The organism is Rhodospirillales bacterium, from assembly GCA_016710335.1.
Classification (GTDB): Bacteria; Pseudomonadota; Alphaproteobacteria; order Rhodospirillales; family Defluviicoccaceae; genus JADJXQ01.
In genome coordinates, this window is sequence record JADJXQ010000002.1 from 392,248 (window position 1) to 406,730 (window position 14,483).

Sequence of the window (14,483 nt, forward strand, 5' to 3'; positions counted from 1 at the left end):
TATCCGGGCGCCATGCTGTTTCCAAAGGGGGTTTCTATGACCATCGCCAGTCATGAATGCGATGTCGCCATCATCGGCGCCGGACCGGTCGGCCTGTTCGCGGTGTTCGAGTGCGGCATGCTGGGGCTCGGCTGCCAAGTGATCGACGCCCTCGACGCGGCCGGCGGCCAGTGCGCCGCACTCTATCCGGAAAAGCCGATCTACGACATCCCGGGATACCCGCGCATCCTCGCCAGCGACCTCGTGGATCGCTTGCGCGAGCAGGCGGCGCCGTTCAAGCCGGTGCTGCACCTGGGGCAGCAGGTGGTCGCGCTCCGCGCCATCGCGGACCGGCGCTGGCACTTGGAGACGTCGGCGGGAACCCCCATCGACTGCCGGGCGGTCGTCATCGCCGCCGGCGTCGGCGCCTTCGGCCCCAACCGGCCGCCGCTCGCCGGGATCGAAGCGTATGAGAGCAGACCCGCCGGCTTCGGCGTGCAGTATCTGGTCGGGCGCCGCGAGGATTATCGTGGCCGCCGCGTGGTGATCGCCGGCGGGGGCGATTCGGCGGTCGATTGGGCGCTGGCGTTGGCCGACGTGGCGGCGAGCGTCGCCGTGGTCCATCGCCGCGCCAAGTTCCGTGCGGCTCCGGAAAGCGTGCGGGCGTTGAAGGCGTTGGAAGCGGCAGGCCGCATCGAACTGGTGGTCCCCTACCAGTTGAACGCCCTTGACGGCGACGGCGGCGAATTACGAGGTGTCATCGTCGCGGACCTCGCCGGAAACACGCGCCGTTTGGAGGCTGACGTGCTGCTGCCGTTCTTCGGGTTGTCGCAGAATCTGGGGCCGATCGCCGAATGGGGGCTGAACCTTGACCACCATCGCATCGCCGTCGACCCCGCCACCTGCGCGACCAACCTCGAGGGTGTGTTTGCGATCGGCGACATCGCCGCCTACCCAGGCAAACTGAAGCTGATCCTCACCGGATTCGCGGAGGCGGCCATTGCGGCGCACGCGATTCATCCCCTGGTCCATCCCGGCGAGGCGCTGCACTTCGAGTACTCGACGACGAAAGGCGTGCCAGGGGGCGCATTCGCGGCGCCGTGACCTCGGCTGTGGAGGTCGCTGCCGGCCCGTGCTAGAGAAGCGCCTCCACTCGCCAGAAGATCAAGGGGCAAATCCATGACGGAAACGCTGAATGTCACCATCGACGCGTGGCCGAACGGCACGATGATCCCGGACGAGTTCGCGTTCTGCAACCCGGCCGAAGAGGGCCACGTGGCGATGGGCCGCAACCGCAGCCCGGGCATCCGCTGGTCGGGAGCGCCAGCCCGCACGAAGTCCTATGCGATCATCTGTCATGACCCGGACGTTCCCTCCAAGCCCGATCATGTCAACAAGGAGGACATGACGGTGCCGGCCGACCTGCCGCGCGTTGACTTCTATCACTGGGTGCTCGTCGACATCCCGGCGCACACCGCCGAACTCCTGCCGGGCGAGGATTCGCAGCGGGTGTCCGCCCGCGGCAAGCCTCCCGGCCGCACGGACTATGGGGTGCGCGGCATCAACAGCTACACCGACTGGTTCGCCGGCGACGCCGACATGCAGGGCGACTACGGCGGTTACGACGGCCCTTGCCCGCCGTGGAACGACTCCATCAAACATCGCTATTACTTCACCGTGTACGCGCTGGACGTTCCGAGCCTGAACCTGCCGGACCGGTTCGGCGCGCCGGAGGCACTGGCGGCGATGGAGGGGCACGTTTTAGGCAAGGGCGAGTGGATCGGCCTCTACACCCTCAACCCCGAGCTCCGCTGACCCTCGTCTCGCGACTCCCAGCCCTGGCGACATTGTCGAATGCGGTTGGCGAGTTGGGCGGGAAAGCGCTAAGCTGGTGGTCTGCCGCTGTTGCTCCCGACACCGGGTTCATGCAGCGGGGAAGCGTGCGCCTGCCGGGTACGAACCGGGACGGTCGCCCCCTTTCGCCCCGCCGGGCGTGCATCGTGGCATCAGCCATGGGCAAGAGGGGAGAAACGTCATGGCTACCTACCGCGTCATTCGCCTCATCGGCAGCAGCAACACCTCCTGGGAAGAAGCGGCAAGAAGCGCCGTGGAACAGGCAGCCGAGCATCTCGAGGATCTCCGGGTCGCGGAGGTTGAAATGCTCGACCTGCGCATGCAGGAGAACAAGGTGATCGAGTACCGGGCGCGGGTCCACGCGTCGTTCCGTTACCATCCGGAACGGCACGCGTAACAAGCGCTGCGGCGGTTTTGGGTCCGCCCACCGGACCTCAACTCCGTGATCCGGAAGGATCGGCATGGCGGCGGTTCTTCGAGCCGCCGCCGGCGCCTGTGCAGCACGTGCGACGATCGTCGCGGCGCCTCTGCAAGAAGCCTCCAACCCGCTGTTATCGCAGTCGATCGTCCGCCGCCGCCCCTTGACAGAAGGTGGCGATCGCTCCATTTCTCCAGTGGCTGGGCGCCACTTGAAGGGCCCGGCCGGGAACCGAGGGGTCGACCGCGTGTGACCTCTCACACTTGGCACATTGCTTACATGGAGGATGTGTAGCCATGACCCGTTTTGATTTTTCTCCGCTGTTCCGCTCGACCGTCGGTTTCGATCGGTTGATGCGGTTGTTGGAGGACTCGAACCAGTGGGCGGAGACCAGCAACAGCTACCCGCCCTATAATATCGAGAAGACCGACGAGGACCACTACCGCATCACCCTGGCGGTTGCCGGTTTTTCCGAGCAGGATCTGTCGATCGTCTTCCAGGAGAACGCCCTGCTCGTCGAAGGTCAGCGCAAGGAGGCCGAGAATAGCGCCGAAGTGCTGTATCGCGGCATCGCCGGTCGCTCGTTCAAGCGGCAGTTCCAGCTTGCCGACCACGTTCGTGTCGTCGGCGCCGCGCTCAACAACGGCCTGTTGACGATCGACTTGGTCCGCAAGGTGCCGGAAGCGCTGAAGCCGCGCAAGATCACCATTGCTGCCGGGATGCCGGAGAGCGTCGAGGCGACGGAGAGCAAGCTGATCGAGGGCGATAAGGCCGCCGCCTGACACTGGCTGACCAACAACGCTTGTTGATGTGAATTGCGGGCGCCGGGTCTTTGACTTTGGCGCCCGTCCTGTTCCAGCGTTTCCGGTCCACGACGCCGGGCAGGGAGCGCATGATGGAGGAGCGAGATGGACGAACGAACACGGACGGAGATCGAAGCGGCGGCCTTCCGAGGCCTCATCGCCCATCTGCGGCAGCGGACCGACGTGCAGAACATCGACCTCATGAACCTCGCCGGCTTCTGCCGCAACTGCCTTGCAAAGTGGGTGATGAAAGCGGCGGAGGCCCAAGACGTCCCCCTGGACTACGAACAGGCTCGGGAGTTCGTCTACGGCATGCCGTACGAGACGTGGAAAAACCGGCACCAGGGCGAAGCGACGCCCGAGCAGATCAAAGCCTTCGAAGACAGCAAGCCCCTGCACGCTTTTTGACGGAGGTGCGTGGGGGCATCCCCTCTACCACGCGCCGGTGTTCTCCATGGTGGACCACGGCTCCCGCCCGGGCAGCGCCTCGCCCTTCTGCAGGAGCTCGATGGAAATGCCGTCCGGCGAGCGGACGAAGGCCATGCGGCCGTCCCGCGGCGGGCGGTTGATGGTGACGCCGCCATCCATCAGGCGCTGGCACGTCTCATAGATGTCGTCGACCCTGAAGGCGAGGTGACCGAAATTGCGCCCGCCGGCATAGTCTTCCGGGTCCCAGTTGTAGGTGAGCTCCAGCATCGGCGTCGAGTCGCTGCGGGCGCGCTCGGCATCCTCGGGCGCCGCGAGAAACACCAGCGTGTAGCGCCCGCTGTCGCTGGATTGCCGGCGCATTTCCTTGAGGCCCAGCTTGTTGCAGTAGAAATCAAGGCTCTCGTCCAGATCGCTGATCCTGACCATCGTATGCAGGTACTGCATATCTCTCCTCTCCGTGCTTCCAGTTGAGCCCCCGGGGTCCCCCAGGTCGGACTTCACGCCGGCACGATGCAACATAGGCAGCGATGCCGCCCGACGCTACCGCCCAGCGGCCGTTGACAACGAAGCCAAAGCCCATATAGTGCCGGTCTTCCGGGCGCTCGTCGTTCCGGGACGCATGTTATTTGTCTTCACGTCATCATTGGATCGCGCGCATGTTTGCAGTCATCCGCACCGGCGGAAAACAATATCGCGTCAAGGAGAACGCCCGCATCGAAGTGGAGCGTCTGGCGGGCGAGCCCGGCGACAGCTTGGCGATCCCCGACGTGCTGATGCTCGGCGGCGCCGGCGCGGCCCTCAAGCTTGGCGCGCCCCTGGTCGAGAACGCGGCAGTGTTCGCCGAGATCGTCGACCAGAAGCGCGCGCCAAAAATTCTGGTGTTCAAGAAAAAGCGCCGCAAGCACTATCGCCGCACCCACGGGCATCGACAGGATTTGACGGTGCTAAGGATCACCGGGATCAGCCCCACCGGCGAGCCGCCGAAGCGGTCGGCCGATGATGCGGGAGAGGCCGGAACGAGCGCAGCGCCGGCTGCAGAAGCCGGCGGCGCAAGCGGCATGGAGGAGTAGCAGCATGGCGCACAAGAAAGCGGGCGGCAGCTCACGCAATGGCCGCGACAGCCAGAGCAAGCGGCTCGGCGTCAAGAAGTACGGCGGCGAAGTCGTGATCCCTGGCAACATCATCGTTCGCCAGCGGGGCACGCGCTTCCATCCGGGCGACAACGTCGGCATCGGCAAGGACCACACCCTGTTCGCCCTCACCGAAGGACGCGTCCAGTTCCTGACCAAGGCCGGCGGCCGCAAGTTCGTCACCATCGCCACGGCGGACTGAGCGCGTATTGCCCTTCCCGTGGCGGCGTGGCGCGTGACATCACTCGAAGGACTGTTCCGGCTCATTCCGGTTGTCGTGCGCGGAGCGGGCGCCCCATGCAAGGCGTCGACCTCGAGCCACAAGTAAGGCCTCACCCCGCTCCATCCGCGCCGCGACCGGGTCGTGCCGATAGCTTGAGTCCCTCGCCGTGAAGTTCCTCGATCAAGCCAAGGTGTTCGTGAAGAGCGGCGACGGCGGCAACGGCTGCGTGTCGTTCCGGCGCGAGAAGTACATCGAGTTCGGCGGCCCGGACGGGGGCGACGGCGGGCGCGGCGGTGACGTCGTCATCGAATGCGTCGCCGGCCTCAACACCCTCATCGACTACCGTTACCGTCAGCACTTCAAAGCCGGCCGCGGCGAGCACGGCAAGGGCCGCCAGCGCACCGGCGCCGCCGGCGCAGACGTGGTGCTGGCGGTTCCGGCCGGCACCCAGGTGTTTGCGGAGGACAAGGAAACCTTGCTCGCGGATCTTACAGAAGTCGGCCAGCGCGTGACCCTGTTCCGCGGCGGCGATGGCGGCCGCGGCAATGACCGCTTCAAGACCTCCACCAACCGGGCGCCGCGGCGGGCAGATCCGGGCTGGCCGGGGGAGGAGGCGTGGCTGTGGCTGCGCCTGAAGCTGGTGGCCGAAGCCGGCCTGATCGGCCTTCCCAACGCCGGGAAGTCGACATTTCTGTCCGTTGTATCCCGGGCGCGGCCGAAGATCGCCGATTATCCATTCACCACGCTCCATCCACAGTTGGGGGTTGCGGAGGTCGACGACGAGACGATGGTGATCGCCGACATCCCGGGACTGATCGAGGGCGCCCACGGCGGCGCCGGCCTCGGCGACCGCTTCCTCGGCCACATCGAGCGCTGCCGCGTTCTCGTGCATCTGGTGGATGCGACGGGCGACGACGTGGCGGCGGCGTACCAGGTGGTGCGCCACGAGCTCAGCGCCTATGGCGCCGGGTTGGAAGAGCGGCCGGAGATCGTCGCCCTCAACAAGGTGGATGCGCTGTCGCCCGATGCGGCGGAGAGCCAGCGCCGCCGGCTCGCCGAGGCCTCGGGCGCTTCCGTCGTCATGGCGTCGGCCATCGCGGGAACCGGTAGCGAAGAGATCCTGCGTCGGGTCCGCGCCGGGATCCGCGGCGAGGCTGCCGGCGATGTCGCAACCGGCGCTTGAGGGCATGAACACCGGACGGACATCCGCACGTCTCGCCGGCGGGCGCCGGATCGTCGTCAAGATCGGCTCGGCGCTGTTGGTGGACGAGGCGCGGGGGTCCATTCACGCGCCCTGGCTGACGGCGCTCGCAGAGGACGTGGCAGCGATGCGGGCCCGCGGCCAGGAGGTTCTGCTCGTCTCGTCGGGCGCGATCGCGGTCGGCCGCCGGCAGTTGGGACTACCGATGGGCACGCTGCGCCTCGATGAAAAGCAGGCGGCGGCGGCGACCGGCATGATCCAGCTCGCCCACGCTTACCAGGAGATGCTGGCCCGTCATGGTCTTACCGTGGCGCAGGTGCTGCTGACCCTGTCCGACACCGAGGACCGCCGCCGCTACATCAACGCCCACGCGACGCTCACCACCCTGCTGCGCGCCGGCGCGGTGCCGCTGATCAACGAGAACGATACCGTCGCCACCGACGAGATCCGCTTCGGCGACAACGACCGCCTCGCCGCCCGCGTCGCCGCTATGATCAGCGCCGATATTCTGGTGTTGTTATCGGACATCGACGGGTTCTACTCTTCGGACCCGCGGCGCGACGCCGAGGCGCATCTGGTGTCGGAGATCCACGCGATCACGCCGGACATCGAGGCGGCGGCCGGGGACGCCGCGGGCGGCGACGGCACCGGCGGCATGGTGACCAAGCTGGCGGCCGCGCGCATCGCTATGGGCGCCGGTTGCCGGATGGTGATCGCCGACGGCAAGCCGTTGAACCCGCTCCGCCGCATCGGGGAGGGAGCGCGATGCACGTGGTTTCTGCCCGGAGCGACGCCGCGCACGGCGCGAAAGCGCTGGATCGGCGGTTCGCTTAAACCCGCCGGCGCGCTCATCGTCGATGCCGGCGCTGAACGGGCGCTGGCGGTCGGCAGCAGCCTGTTGCCGGTGGGTGTCGTGGCCGTGGAGGGGACATTCAGCAAGGGCGACGCGGTCGTGGTCAGAAGCGCCGACGGCCGCGAACTGGGCCGCGGGCTTAGCAGCTATTCGGCGGAGGATGCGCGCCGGATCATGGGCCACAAAGGCGGTGAAATCGAGGAACGTCTCGGGTACCGTGGGCGCGAGGAGATCATTCACCGCGACGATCTGGCCATTGACTATGGATGGGAGACGCCATGACCGCCGACGTCATCGATCGCCGAGACAGCATGGCGCAAATGATGCAGCGCATCGGCGCCGGCGCCCGCGACGCCGCGACCCGTCTGGCGACCGCTTCGCCCGACGCCAAGGACGCGGCGCTGCGCCAAACCGCCGCCAACCTGCGGGCGCAAATCGGCAACATCCTGAAAGCCAACGCGAGGGACTTGGCGTCTGCGCAACAAAGGAACATGGCGCCGGCGTTGATCGACCGCCTGGCACTGACGCCCGAGCGCATTGAGGCGACGGCGGCGGGCCTGGAGGAGATCGCGGCGCTGCCGGATCCGATCGGCGCGGTGATGGCTGCGTGGCGGCGGCCCAACGGCCTCGATATCTCGCGCGTCCGCACGCCCCTCGGGGTGATCGGCGTCATCTACGAATCGCGCCCGAACGTGACCGCCGATGCGGGCGCGCTCTGTCTCAAGGCCGGCAATGCAACCATTCTCCGCTGCGGCTCAGAAAGCTTCAACTCCTCGACGGCGATCATGGAAAGTCTCAGCGTCGGGCTGATCGCCGCGGACCTGCCGGCACAAAGCATCCAGTTGGTGCCGAGCACCGATCGCGCAGCAGTCGGCGAGATGCTGAAGATGAGCGAATTCATCGACGTGATCGTGCCCCGCGGCGGCAAGTCGCTGATCGAGCGCATCACCGCCGAGAGCCGGGTGCCGCTATTCAAGCACCTGGAGGGGATCTGCCACACCTATATCCACACCGACGCCGATCCGGACATGGCGCGGGCCGTAACCCTCAACGCCAAGATGCGGCGGACCGGGATCTGCGGCGCCACCGAAACCCTGCTCATCGACCGGGCGATCGCCAAGACGGTGCTGCCGCCGATCCTCGATGCGTTGATGGAAGCGGGCTGCGAGGTGCGCGGTGACGCCGAGACGCGCGCCATCGACACGCGAGTCGCCGCCGCCGACGATGGGGACTGGGACACCGAATACCTGGACGCGATCCTCTCGGTGCGCGTCGTCGAAAGCTTGGACGCCGCCATCGATCACGTTGCCCGCCATTCTTCGGGCCACACGGAGGCCATCATCACCGAAAATCCGGCGGCGGCGGAACAGTTCGTCAACCGCCTCGACAGCGCAATCCTCATGGTCAACGCCTCCACCCAGTTTGCCGATGGCGGCGAGTTCGGCATGGGAGCGGAGATCGGCATCTCCACCGGCAAGCTGCACGCCCGCGGCCCGGTCGGCGTCGAGCAGTTGACCAGCTTCAAGTACGTTGTGCGCGGTTCGGGACAATGCCGCCCGTGACCGGGCCCGCCGCCAGATAATGAGGTGCGGCAGGCGCGTGGGGCTGCTCGGCGGTTCGTTCAATCCCGCCCATGACGGGCACCGGCACATCTCGTTGATCGCGCTGGAGCGGCTGCGCCTGGATGAAGTCTGGTGGATGGTGTCTCCGCAGAACCCGCTGAAGGCGACCGCCGACATGGCGACCATGGCGGCGCGGATCGAGGCGGCGCAGCGGATCGCCGACCACCGGCGCATCCGGGTTACCGGCATCGAGAGTGAGTTCGGCACGTCCCACACCGTGGATACCATCGCCGCACTGCGAAGGCGCTTCAGAGCGATCCGCTTCGTGTGGCTGATGGGAGCTGACAATCTCGTCCAGATCCCGCAATGGAAGCAGTGGCGAAGGCTGTTCCGCAGCGTCCCCATTGCGGTTTTTCCGCGCCCGACCTATTCTTTACGGGCGTTGTCCGGTGTTGCGTCGCGGCGGTTCGCGAAAGCGCGGGTGCCTCCGTCACGGGCGCGGGCGCTCGCCGACCTGCGTCCCCCGGCTTGGACGTTTCTTCGCGTCCCTACGCACGCCACATCGGCGACCGAAATCCGGCGGCGGACCCGTGGGCCGGATGGCCGGGAACCGGAATGGACGCCGGAGAAGGCCTAGTCGTGCCGGAAGCGACAGCACAGTAACAACAGATCAGGGATACGGGGCCATACCAACTGCAACAGGCAGACCGCCGGCGAATCATCCTTTGCTTGCGCTCGTGCATGCCTCACTGGAGGACGGCAAGGCCGAAGATGTCGTCGTCCTCGACCTCGCGGGAAAGACCACCATTGCCGATTACATGGTGATCGCGTCGGGAACCTCGCAGCGCCACGTCGGCGCGATGAGCGAAAATCTCCGGGAGAAGATCAAGGCGTTCGGCGCGCCTCGGCTTGCGGTGGAGGGAGCGCCGCAATGCGACTGGGTGCTGATCGACGCCGGGGACGTGATCGTGCACCTGTTCCGCCCCGAGATTCGCGCCTTCTATCAACTCGAGAAGATGTGGGGAACGCCGCTGCTGGTCCCCGCAGCGGAACGCGCAACCACACAAGCCGGTCATTCAGTCTGAAGTCGAACGATCGCGTCAGAAGCCCTACGCCGCGCGGTTTATCAGCGCAGTGCAGCGCGCCCGGCCGTATCGACATCGCTCATCCGCCCCTTGATCGACAGCGGGGACCGGACTAAACGGTTCCGGCAGAGTCGATCAGGCTCCGCCCTCTCGCATCGGAAACCATGGACGTCCTCATCGACCTTCAAGGGCTGAAGAAGCACTTCGGCGCGATCGCGGCCGTGGACGGCGTTTCCCTCCGCGTCCACCGCGGCGAGGTCATGGGCTTTCTCGGCCCCAATGGCGCCGGCAAGACCACCACGATGCGCATGATCACAGGATTTCTGCGCCCCGATGGCGGCACCGCCATCGTCGTCGGCAAGGACGTCAGCCGGGACCCGATCAGCGTCAAGCGCACCATCGGCTATCTGCCGGAAGGCGCGCCGCTCTATGGCGACATGACCCCTGCCTCGTTCCTCGCCTTCGTCGCCGACGTGCGGGGCGTCCGGGCCGGCGAACGGGCCGGCCGTCTTGATCGCGTGCGAGAGCTTCTCCATTTGGGTCCGGTCTGGCTGCAACCGATCGATACGCTTTCCAAGGGATTCAAGCGTCGGGTCGGCTTGGCGCAGGCCATCCTGCTCGATCCCGAGGTGCTGATCCTCGACGAGCCGACCGACGGCCTCGATCCCAACCAGAAGCACGAGGTGCGGGCGCTGCTGACGGAGATGGCCGCCAACAAGGCGATCATCATTTCCACCCACATCCTTGAAGAGGTGGAGGCGGTGTGCAGCCGCGCCGTCATCATCGCACGTGGGCGGGTCGTCGCCGATGAAACGCCGGAGGCCTTGCTGGCGCGCTCGCGGTTCCACAACGCCGTGACGGTGCGGGTGGCTTTCGGCCGCCATGATGAAGCGGCGGCGGCCTTGCGCCGGGTCGCGACGGTCGCGCGGGTCGAAACCCAGCGCGCCGTCGACGGCGCCATGGGCATCGTCGCTTTCCCGGCAGACGGCGCGGAAATCCTCGACGATGTCCATGCCGCGATCGAAGGCGCCGGCGTGCCGGTCGAGGAGATCGGCGAGCAGCGCGGTCGCCTGGACGATGTCTTCCGCGCTCTGACCGCGGATTCGCCGCGACCATCGCCAGCCGAGGCGAGATAGGACGCAGATGAGCCCGGCTGCCGTTTCCGCAATCTGCAGGCGCGAGTTCACGGCGTACTTCACGTCGCCGCTGGCCTACGTATTCATCTGTATCTTTCTGGCGCTGGCCGGTTCGCTGACGTTCTTCGTCGGCGGCTTTTTCGTTCGCGGCGAAGCCGACCTGCAACCGTTCTTCCAGTTCCATCCGTGGCTTTACCTGCTGCTGATTCCGGCAATCGGCATGCGTCTGTGGGCGGAAGAGCGCAAGAGCGGCACCCTGGAGTTGCTGATGACCTTACCGATCACTGCTGCCGATGCGGTGGTCGGCAAGTTCCTGGCGGCGTGGCTGTTCGCCGGCATCGCGCTCGTGCTGACCTTCCCGCTGTGGATCACCGTCAACGTGCTCGGCAGCCCGGACAACGGCGTCATCGCCGCCGCCTACATCGGGAGCTGGCTGATGGCCGGGGGCTTCCTGGCGCTGAGCGCCTGCGCCTCGGCGCTGACCCCCAACCAGGTCATCGCCTTCGTGCTCGGGGCCACGCTGGGCTTCCTGTTCCTGATGAGCGGCGTCGAGGTGGTGCAATCGATCATCCGCGGCTGGCTGCCGCCGGTCTTCGTCGACGCCATCGCCGATTTCAGCTTCCTTTCCAACTTCGATTCCTTGGCGCGGGGCGTCATCGAGCTTCGCACCGTCGTGTTCTTCCTGTCGTTGATCGGGGCGGGCCTGGTGATCAACACCGCCATCATCGAACTCAAGAAAAGCGCGTGACGCCATGGCATTGTCGCTGCGCATCCTCGGTTCCACTTCTCCCAGCTCCACCGCCCTGGCCGCCATCGCGATCGTCCTCGCCATCGTGTTCTTCTTCGCGGTCAATATTCTTGCGGGAAGTACGTTGAAAACGGCGCGCCTCGACCTGACGGAGGACGGCATCTACACGCTGACCGACGCGACGCGCGCGGTTCTGGCCGCGATCGACGAACCGATCCGGTTGCGCTACTACCGGTCCTCCCAACTCGAGACGTTCGGCCCGTACTACGCCAATCACGCGGCGCGGGTCGACGCCCTGTTGGAGCAGTATGCGCGCATTGCCGATGGGCGGTTGGAGATCGAGCGGTTTGATCCGGAGCCCTATGCGCCGGAGGAAGATCTGGCGGTGGCGGACGGGATCAGCCCGCTTACCGTCGGCAACGGCGGGTCTCTCGCCTACTTCGGCATCGCCGGCACCAACGCTACAGACGATGATGAAGCGATCCCGTACCTGGCGCCGGAGCGGGCCGAGTTCCTGGAGTACGACCTGACGCGCCTGATCCACGATCTCGCCAACCCCGACAAGCAGGTGGTCGGCGTCATCGGCGACCTTCCCCTGTTCGGCGACCAGTTCAGCCGCGGACAGCCGTGGATGGTGGCCGAAAGCCTGCAGGCGTTCTTCACCGTGCGCATGCTGAAGGGCGGCTCGCTCGAGGTCGACGACGACGTCGACATCCTGCTCCTCGCCCAGCCGACGACCATCGACGACAAGACCCTCTACGCCATCGACCAGTTCGTTCTCAGAGGCGGCAAGGTTCTCGCGTTCGTCGATCCGTTCGCCGAAACCCTCGCGGTGCCTGGTCGCCCGCCGGGTGCCGCCAGCGCCGTGCAGACGCTGGAGCCGCTCCTCACGGCCTGGGGGGTGGAGGTGACGCCGGGACAGGTGGTCGGCGACCGCAACACGGCGCTGCGGGTGCGGGCCCGCCATCAGGGTCGGCCGGTCATCACCGACTACGTGGTGTGGCTGGCGCTCGGCAAGGCGCAGATGGCGGCCGACGATGCGGTCAGCGGCGACCTCCAGGTGGTGGTCATGAAAAGCGCCGGCGCCATTCGCGGCCGCGACGGCGCGACGACCACGGTGGAGCCGTTGATCACCACCAGCCCGGAAGCCATGCTGATCGACGTCCAGTCCATCCAGTTCCTGCCGGAGCCGATCAAGCTGTTGCAGGCGTTCGTTCCGGCCGGTCAGCCATTCACCGTCGCCGCCCGCGTTACCGGACCGGTGTCCACGGCGTTTCCCGACGGACCCCCAAAGGACGGCGACACAGAGGACGACGCGCAGACCGGGGGCGCCGCCGGCGACCCGCAGCAAGACGAGGGCGCCGCGGATGCGCTTTCCATCTCACCAGATCAGGGAGCCGCTGCAGCTCATCCTGGTGAGCGACGCCGACATGTTGGCCGACGAGAACTGGGTGCGCAGCCAGTCCCTGCTCGGTCAGGAGTTCTCGGTGCCGACGGCCAACAACGCCGATCTCGCCCTTGCGGCGCTGGAGAGCCTTGCCGGAGGACCCGCCATGGCGGGGTTGCGCGGCCGTGGCATCACGGATCGCCGCTTCGAGGTCGTGGAAGCGATGAGGCGCAGCGCCGATGACCAGTTCCGCGACAAGGAGCAGGAGCTGCTCGCCAAGATCGAGGAAATCCGCAACCGGATCAACGCGCTGCAAACGGAAGAGCCGGGATCTGAGGTGCTGCTGACGGCAGAGCAACAGAACGCAGTCCAGCAGTTTCGCGGCGAATTGATCAACCTCCGCACGGAGCTTCGCGACGTGCAGTTCGCGCTGCGCAATGACGTGGAGAGGCTGGAGACGTGGTTGCAGGTGCTCAACATCTGGCTGGTGCCGGCCATCGTCGCAATGGTTGCCGTCGGGCTGGCGATCGTGCGCCGGCGGCGCGCCGCGCGTTTTCACGCCGGACAGGCAACGGGTTGAGCATGCGATGAGTAGCAAGTTTGTCCTCGCCGCCGCCATCGTCACCCTCATCACCCTGATCGCTGCCGTCGTCGCGGTTCTCGATCGGCCCGGCGTGGATGTGGCCCAACTCAGCGGCGAGCCCGCCTTTCCCCGCCTTCGCGACGCCCCGGATGCCGTCGCCCGCATCATCATTGCCGACAAGGATCGATCTTTTACGGTGGTTCGCGAGCACGGCGGGCTGTGGGTTGCGCCGGACCAGCATGACTATCCGGCGTCTGCCAACGCGGTCCGCGAGCTGGTGGCGACCATGGCCGCCATGGATTTGATCGAGAGCAAGACCGCCAAGCCGGACAAGTTCACCCGGCTCGAAGTGGAGGACATCGCCGCCGCCGACGCCCAATCCCGTCGCGTCCGCTTGGAAGACGCCGATGGCGAGGTGCTGGCGGATGTCGTCGTCGGCAAGCGCCGCCACGGCTTTACCGGCGGCCGCGACACCGGCACCTACCTCCGCCGCGCTGTCGACGAACGGGCGTGGCTGGCGAGCGGCGGCCTGGTGGTGAACACCTCCCCGTCCGCCTGGCTCGACGACAGCATCGTCGATATCGCCCCCGAGACGGTCGCCCAAGTCACCATCTCGCCGCCGCGCGGCCCGACCTACTCCCTCGCCAGGGACACTCCCGACGCGAATCTGGCGGTCGTTGAAGGCGCCCCGGTCGGCGGCGCCGGAGAAACGCCGGCGGTCGCGCGCATGGCGTCGCTGCTGACGGACGTCCGGTTCGAAGACGTGCGCCCGGCTGGCGACGTGACGGTGCCGGAGGACGCCGCCGTCGCCCGCGTCCGCACCTTCGACGGCCTGGAGGTGACGGTGCGCACGGCCGACATCGACGGCGAGATTTGGGCAGTGGCGTCGGCAGAAGCGGCGGTGGACGCCGCGGACGCAAGCGACGAAGTCGACGCCGTTCGCGAAATCGCCCGCGCCATCAACGACCGCGCCAGCGGCTGGGTGTACAGGATCGGCGCTTCACTCGCAGCCCGCCTGCGAACGCCGCTGGAAAGCCTCCTCGCCGACGGTGGCCCCGGCCCGCTCCCGCAAGCGTGGCCGAGCCGCTGAGC

Annotated in this window: 18 protein-coding genes; 17 read left to right on the plus strand and 1 reads right to left on the minus strand. The window is 66.9% G+C overall.

The features are described from left to right. The first annotated feature begins 36 nt into the window (after positions 1-36). The 5 genes from IPM60_05055 (at position 37) to IPM60_05075 (ending at position 3,462) form a co-directional block, all read left to right on the plus strand. Complete coding sequence (locus tag IPM60_05055) at positions 37-1,083, plus strand: NAD(P)/FAD-dependent oxidoreductase (protein MBK8907277.1); 1,047 nt, start codon at positions 37-39, stop codon at positions 1,081-1,083. Positions 1,084-1,170: 87 nt separating this feature from the next. Continuing rightward, positions 1,171-1,794 (plus strand): YbhB/YbcL family Raf kinase inhibitor-like protein, encoded by a 624-nt coding sequence (locus IPM60_05060; GenBank protein MBK8907278.1) that lies wholly within the window; start codon positions 1,171-1,173, stop codon positions 1,792-1,794. A gap of 220 nt (positions 1,795-2,014) precedes the next feature. Continuing rightward, positions 2,015-2,230, plus strand: a complete 216-nt coding sequence (locus IPM60_05065) for a dodecin domain-containing protein (protein MBK8907279.1) — start codon at positions 2,015-2,017, stop codon at positions 2,228-2,230. Between the two features lie 317 nt (positions 2,231-2,547). Continuing rightward, a complete protein-coding gene (locus IPM60_05070; protein MBK8907280.1) occupies positions 2,548-3,033 on the plus strand; it encodes an Hsp20 family protein in 486 nt (161 codons plus the stop codon). A gap of 126 nt (positions 3,034-3,159) precedes the next feature. Continuing rightward, complete coding sequence (locus IPM60_05075; GenBank protein MBK8907281.1) at positions 3,160-3,462, plus strand: DUF1244 domain-containing protein; 303 nt, start codon at positions 3,160-3,162, stop codon at positions 3,460-3,462. Between the two features lie 24 nt (positions 3,463-3,486). On the opposite strand, the gene IPM60_05080 is transcribed toward IPM60_05075, so the two are convergent. Continuing rightward, positions 3,487-3,927, minus strand: coding sequence for a VOC family protein (locus IPM60_05080; GenBank protein MBK8907282.1), 441 nt, complete (start codon positions 3,925-3,927; stop codon positions 3,487-3,489). Positions 3,928-4,139: 212 nt separating this feature from the next. Between IPM60_05080 and rplU the strand changes: the two genes are divergently transcribed. The 12 genes from rplU (at position 4,140) to IPM60_05140 (ending at position 14,481) form a co-directional block, all read left to right on the plus strand. Next, positions 4,140-4,553, plus strand: a complete 414-nt coding sequence (gene rplU / locus IPM60_05085; GenBank protein ID MBK8907283.1) for a 50S ribosomal protein L21 — start codon at positions 4,140-4,142, stop codon at positions 4,551-4,553. Between the two features lie 4 nt (positions 4,554-4,557). Continuing rightward, positions 4,558-4,815, plus strand: coding sequence for a 50S ribosomal protein L27 (rpmA, locus tag IPM60_05090; protein ID MBK8907284.1), 258 nt, complete (start codon positions 4,558-4,560; stop codon positions 4,813-4,815). 187 nt (positions 4,816-5,002) lie between these two features. Continuing rightward, positions 5,003-6,019, plus strand: a complete 1,017-nt coding sequence (obgE, locus tag IPM60_05095; GenBank protein MBK8907285.1) for a GTPase ObgE — start codon at positions 5,003-5,005, stop codon at positions 6,017-6,019. A 4-nt stretch (positions 6,020-6,023) separates the two neighbouring features. Next, positions 6,024-7,172 (plus strand): glutamate 5-kinase, encoded by a 1,149-nt coding sequence (locus IPM60_05100; protein MBK8907286.1) that lies wholly within the window; start codon positions 6,024-6,026, stop codon positions 7,170-7,172. Continuing rightward, positions 7,169-8,452, plus strand: a complete 1,284-nt coding sequence (locus tag IPM60_05105; protein ID MBK8907287.1) for a glutamate-5-semialdehyde dehydrogenase — start codon at positions 7,169-7,171, stop codon at positions 8,450-8,452. Before IPM60_05100 ends, IPM60_05105 begins: the two co-directional genes overlap by 4 nt. 19 nt (positions 8,453-8,471) lie before the next feature. Beyond that, entirely contained in the window at positions 8,472-9,089 is a 618-nt protein-coding gene (locus IPM60_05110) for a nicotinate-nucleotide adenylyltransferase (protein MBK8907288.1), read from the plus strand. Further along, on the plus strand, positions 9,052-9,537 hold the full coding sequence (rsfS, locus tag IPM60_05115; GenBank protein MBK8907289.1) for a ribosome silencing factor: 486 nt from the start codon (positions 9,052-9,054) through the stop codon (positions 9,535-9,537). The genes IPM60_05110 and rsfS overlap by 38 nt, the downstream gene beginning before the upstream one ends. 164 nt (positions 9,538-9,701) lie before the next feature. Continuing rightward, on the plus strand, positions 9,702-10,673 hold the full coding sequence (locus tag IPM60_05120) for an ABC transporter ATP-binding protein (protein ID MBK8907290.1): 972 nt from the start codon (positions 9,702-9,704) through the stop codon (positions 10,671-10,673). Positions 10,674-10,680: 7 nt separating this feature from the next. Next, positions 10,681-11,421: a heme exporter protein CcmB gene (locus IPM60_05125; protein MBK8907291.1), complete on the plus strand. Its 741-nt coding sequence runs from the start codon at positions 10,681-10,683 to the stop codon at positions 11,419-11,421. A gap of 4 nt (positions 11,422-11,425) precedes the next feature. Beyond that, positions 11,426-13,051 (plus strand): Gldg family protein, encoded by a 1,626-nt coding sequence (locus IPM60_05130; GenBank protein ID MBK8907292.1) that lies wholly within the window; start codon positions 11,426-11,428, stop codon positions 13,049-13,051. Then, entirely contained in the window at positions 13,032-13,388 is a 357-nt protein-coding gene (locus IPM60_05135) for a hypothetical protein (GenBank protein MBK8907293.1), read from the plus strand. The genes IPM60_05130 and IPM60_05135 overlap by 20 nt, the downstream gene beginning before the upstream one ends. A 7-nt stretch (positions 13,389-13,395) precedes the next feature. Beyond that, positions 13,396-14,481 carry a DUF4340 domain-containing protein gene (locus IPM60_05140; protein ID MBK8907294.1) on the plus strand — a complete coding sequence of 362 codons (1,086 nt, stop codon included), beginning with the start codon at positions 13,396-13,398 and terminating at the stop codon, positions 14,479-14,481. The last annotated feature ends 2 nt before the right edge of the window (positions 14,482-14,483 follow it).

Bases quoted from the DNA above. Each gene is read 5' to 3' on its own strand.
- IPM60_05120 (MBK8907290.1), top strand. From the start codon at position 9,702: ATGGACGTCCTCATCGACCTTCAAGGGCTGAAGAAGCACTTCGGCGCG.
- IPM60_05135 (MBK8907293.1), top strand. From the start codon at position 13,032: ATGAGGCGCAGCGCCGATGACCAGTTCCGCGACAAGGAGCAGGAGCTG.
- IPM60_05105 (MBK8907287.1), top strand. From the start codon at position 7,169: ATGACCGCCGACGTCATCGATCGCCGAGACAGCATGGCGCAAATGATG.
- IPM60_05070 (MBK8907280.1), top strand. From the start codon at position 2,548: ATGACCCGTTTTGATTTTTCTCCGCTGTTCCGCTCGACCGTCGGTTTC.
- IPM60_05055 (MBK8907277.1), top strand. From the start codon at position 37: ATGACCATCGCCAGTCATGAATGCGATGTCGCCATCATCGGCGCCGGA.
- rpmA (MBK8907284.1), top strand. From the start codon at position 4,558: ATGGCGCACAAGAAAGCGGGCGGCAGCTCACGCAATGGCCGCGACAGC.
- IPM60_05130 (MBK8907292.1), top strand. From the start codon at position 11,426: ATGGCATTGTCGCTGCGCATCCTCGGTTCCACTTCTCCCAGCTCCACC.
- IPM60_05140 (MBK8907294.1), top strand. From the start codon at position 13,396: ATGAGTAGCAAGTTTGTCCTCGCCGCCGCCATCGTCACCCTCATCACC.
- IPM60_05065 (MBK8907279.1), top strand. From the start codon at position 2,015: ATGGCTACCTACCGCGTCATTCGCCTCATCGGCAGCAGCAACACCTCC.
- IPM60_05100 (MBK8907286.1), top strand. From the start codon at position 6,024: ATGAACACCGGACGGACATCCGCACGTCTCGCCGGCGGGCGCCGGATC.
- rplU (MBK8907283.1), top strand. From the start codon at position 4,140: ATGTTTGCAGTCATCCGCACCGGCGGAAAACAATATCGCGTCAAGGAG.
- IPM60_05075 (MBK8907281.1), top strand. From the start codon at position 3,160: ATGGACGAACGAACACGGACGGAGATCGAAGCGGCGGCCTTCCGAGGC.
- rsfS (MBK8907289.1), top strand. From the start codon at position 9,052: ATGGCCGGGAACCGGAATGGACGCCGGAGAAGGCCTAGTCGTGCCGGA.
- IPM60_05110 (MBK8907288.1), top strand. From the start codon at position 8,472: ATGAGGTGCGGCAGGCGCGTGGGGCTGCTCGGCGGTTCGTTCAATCCC.
- IPM60_05125 (MBK8907291.1), top strand. From the start codon at position 10,681: ATGAGCCCGGCTGCCGTTTCCGCAATCTGCAGGCGCGAGTTCACGGCG.
- IPM60_05080 (MBK8907282.1), bottom strand. From the start codon at position 3,927: ATGCAGTACCTGCATACGATGGTCAGGATCAGCGATCTGGACGAGAGC.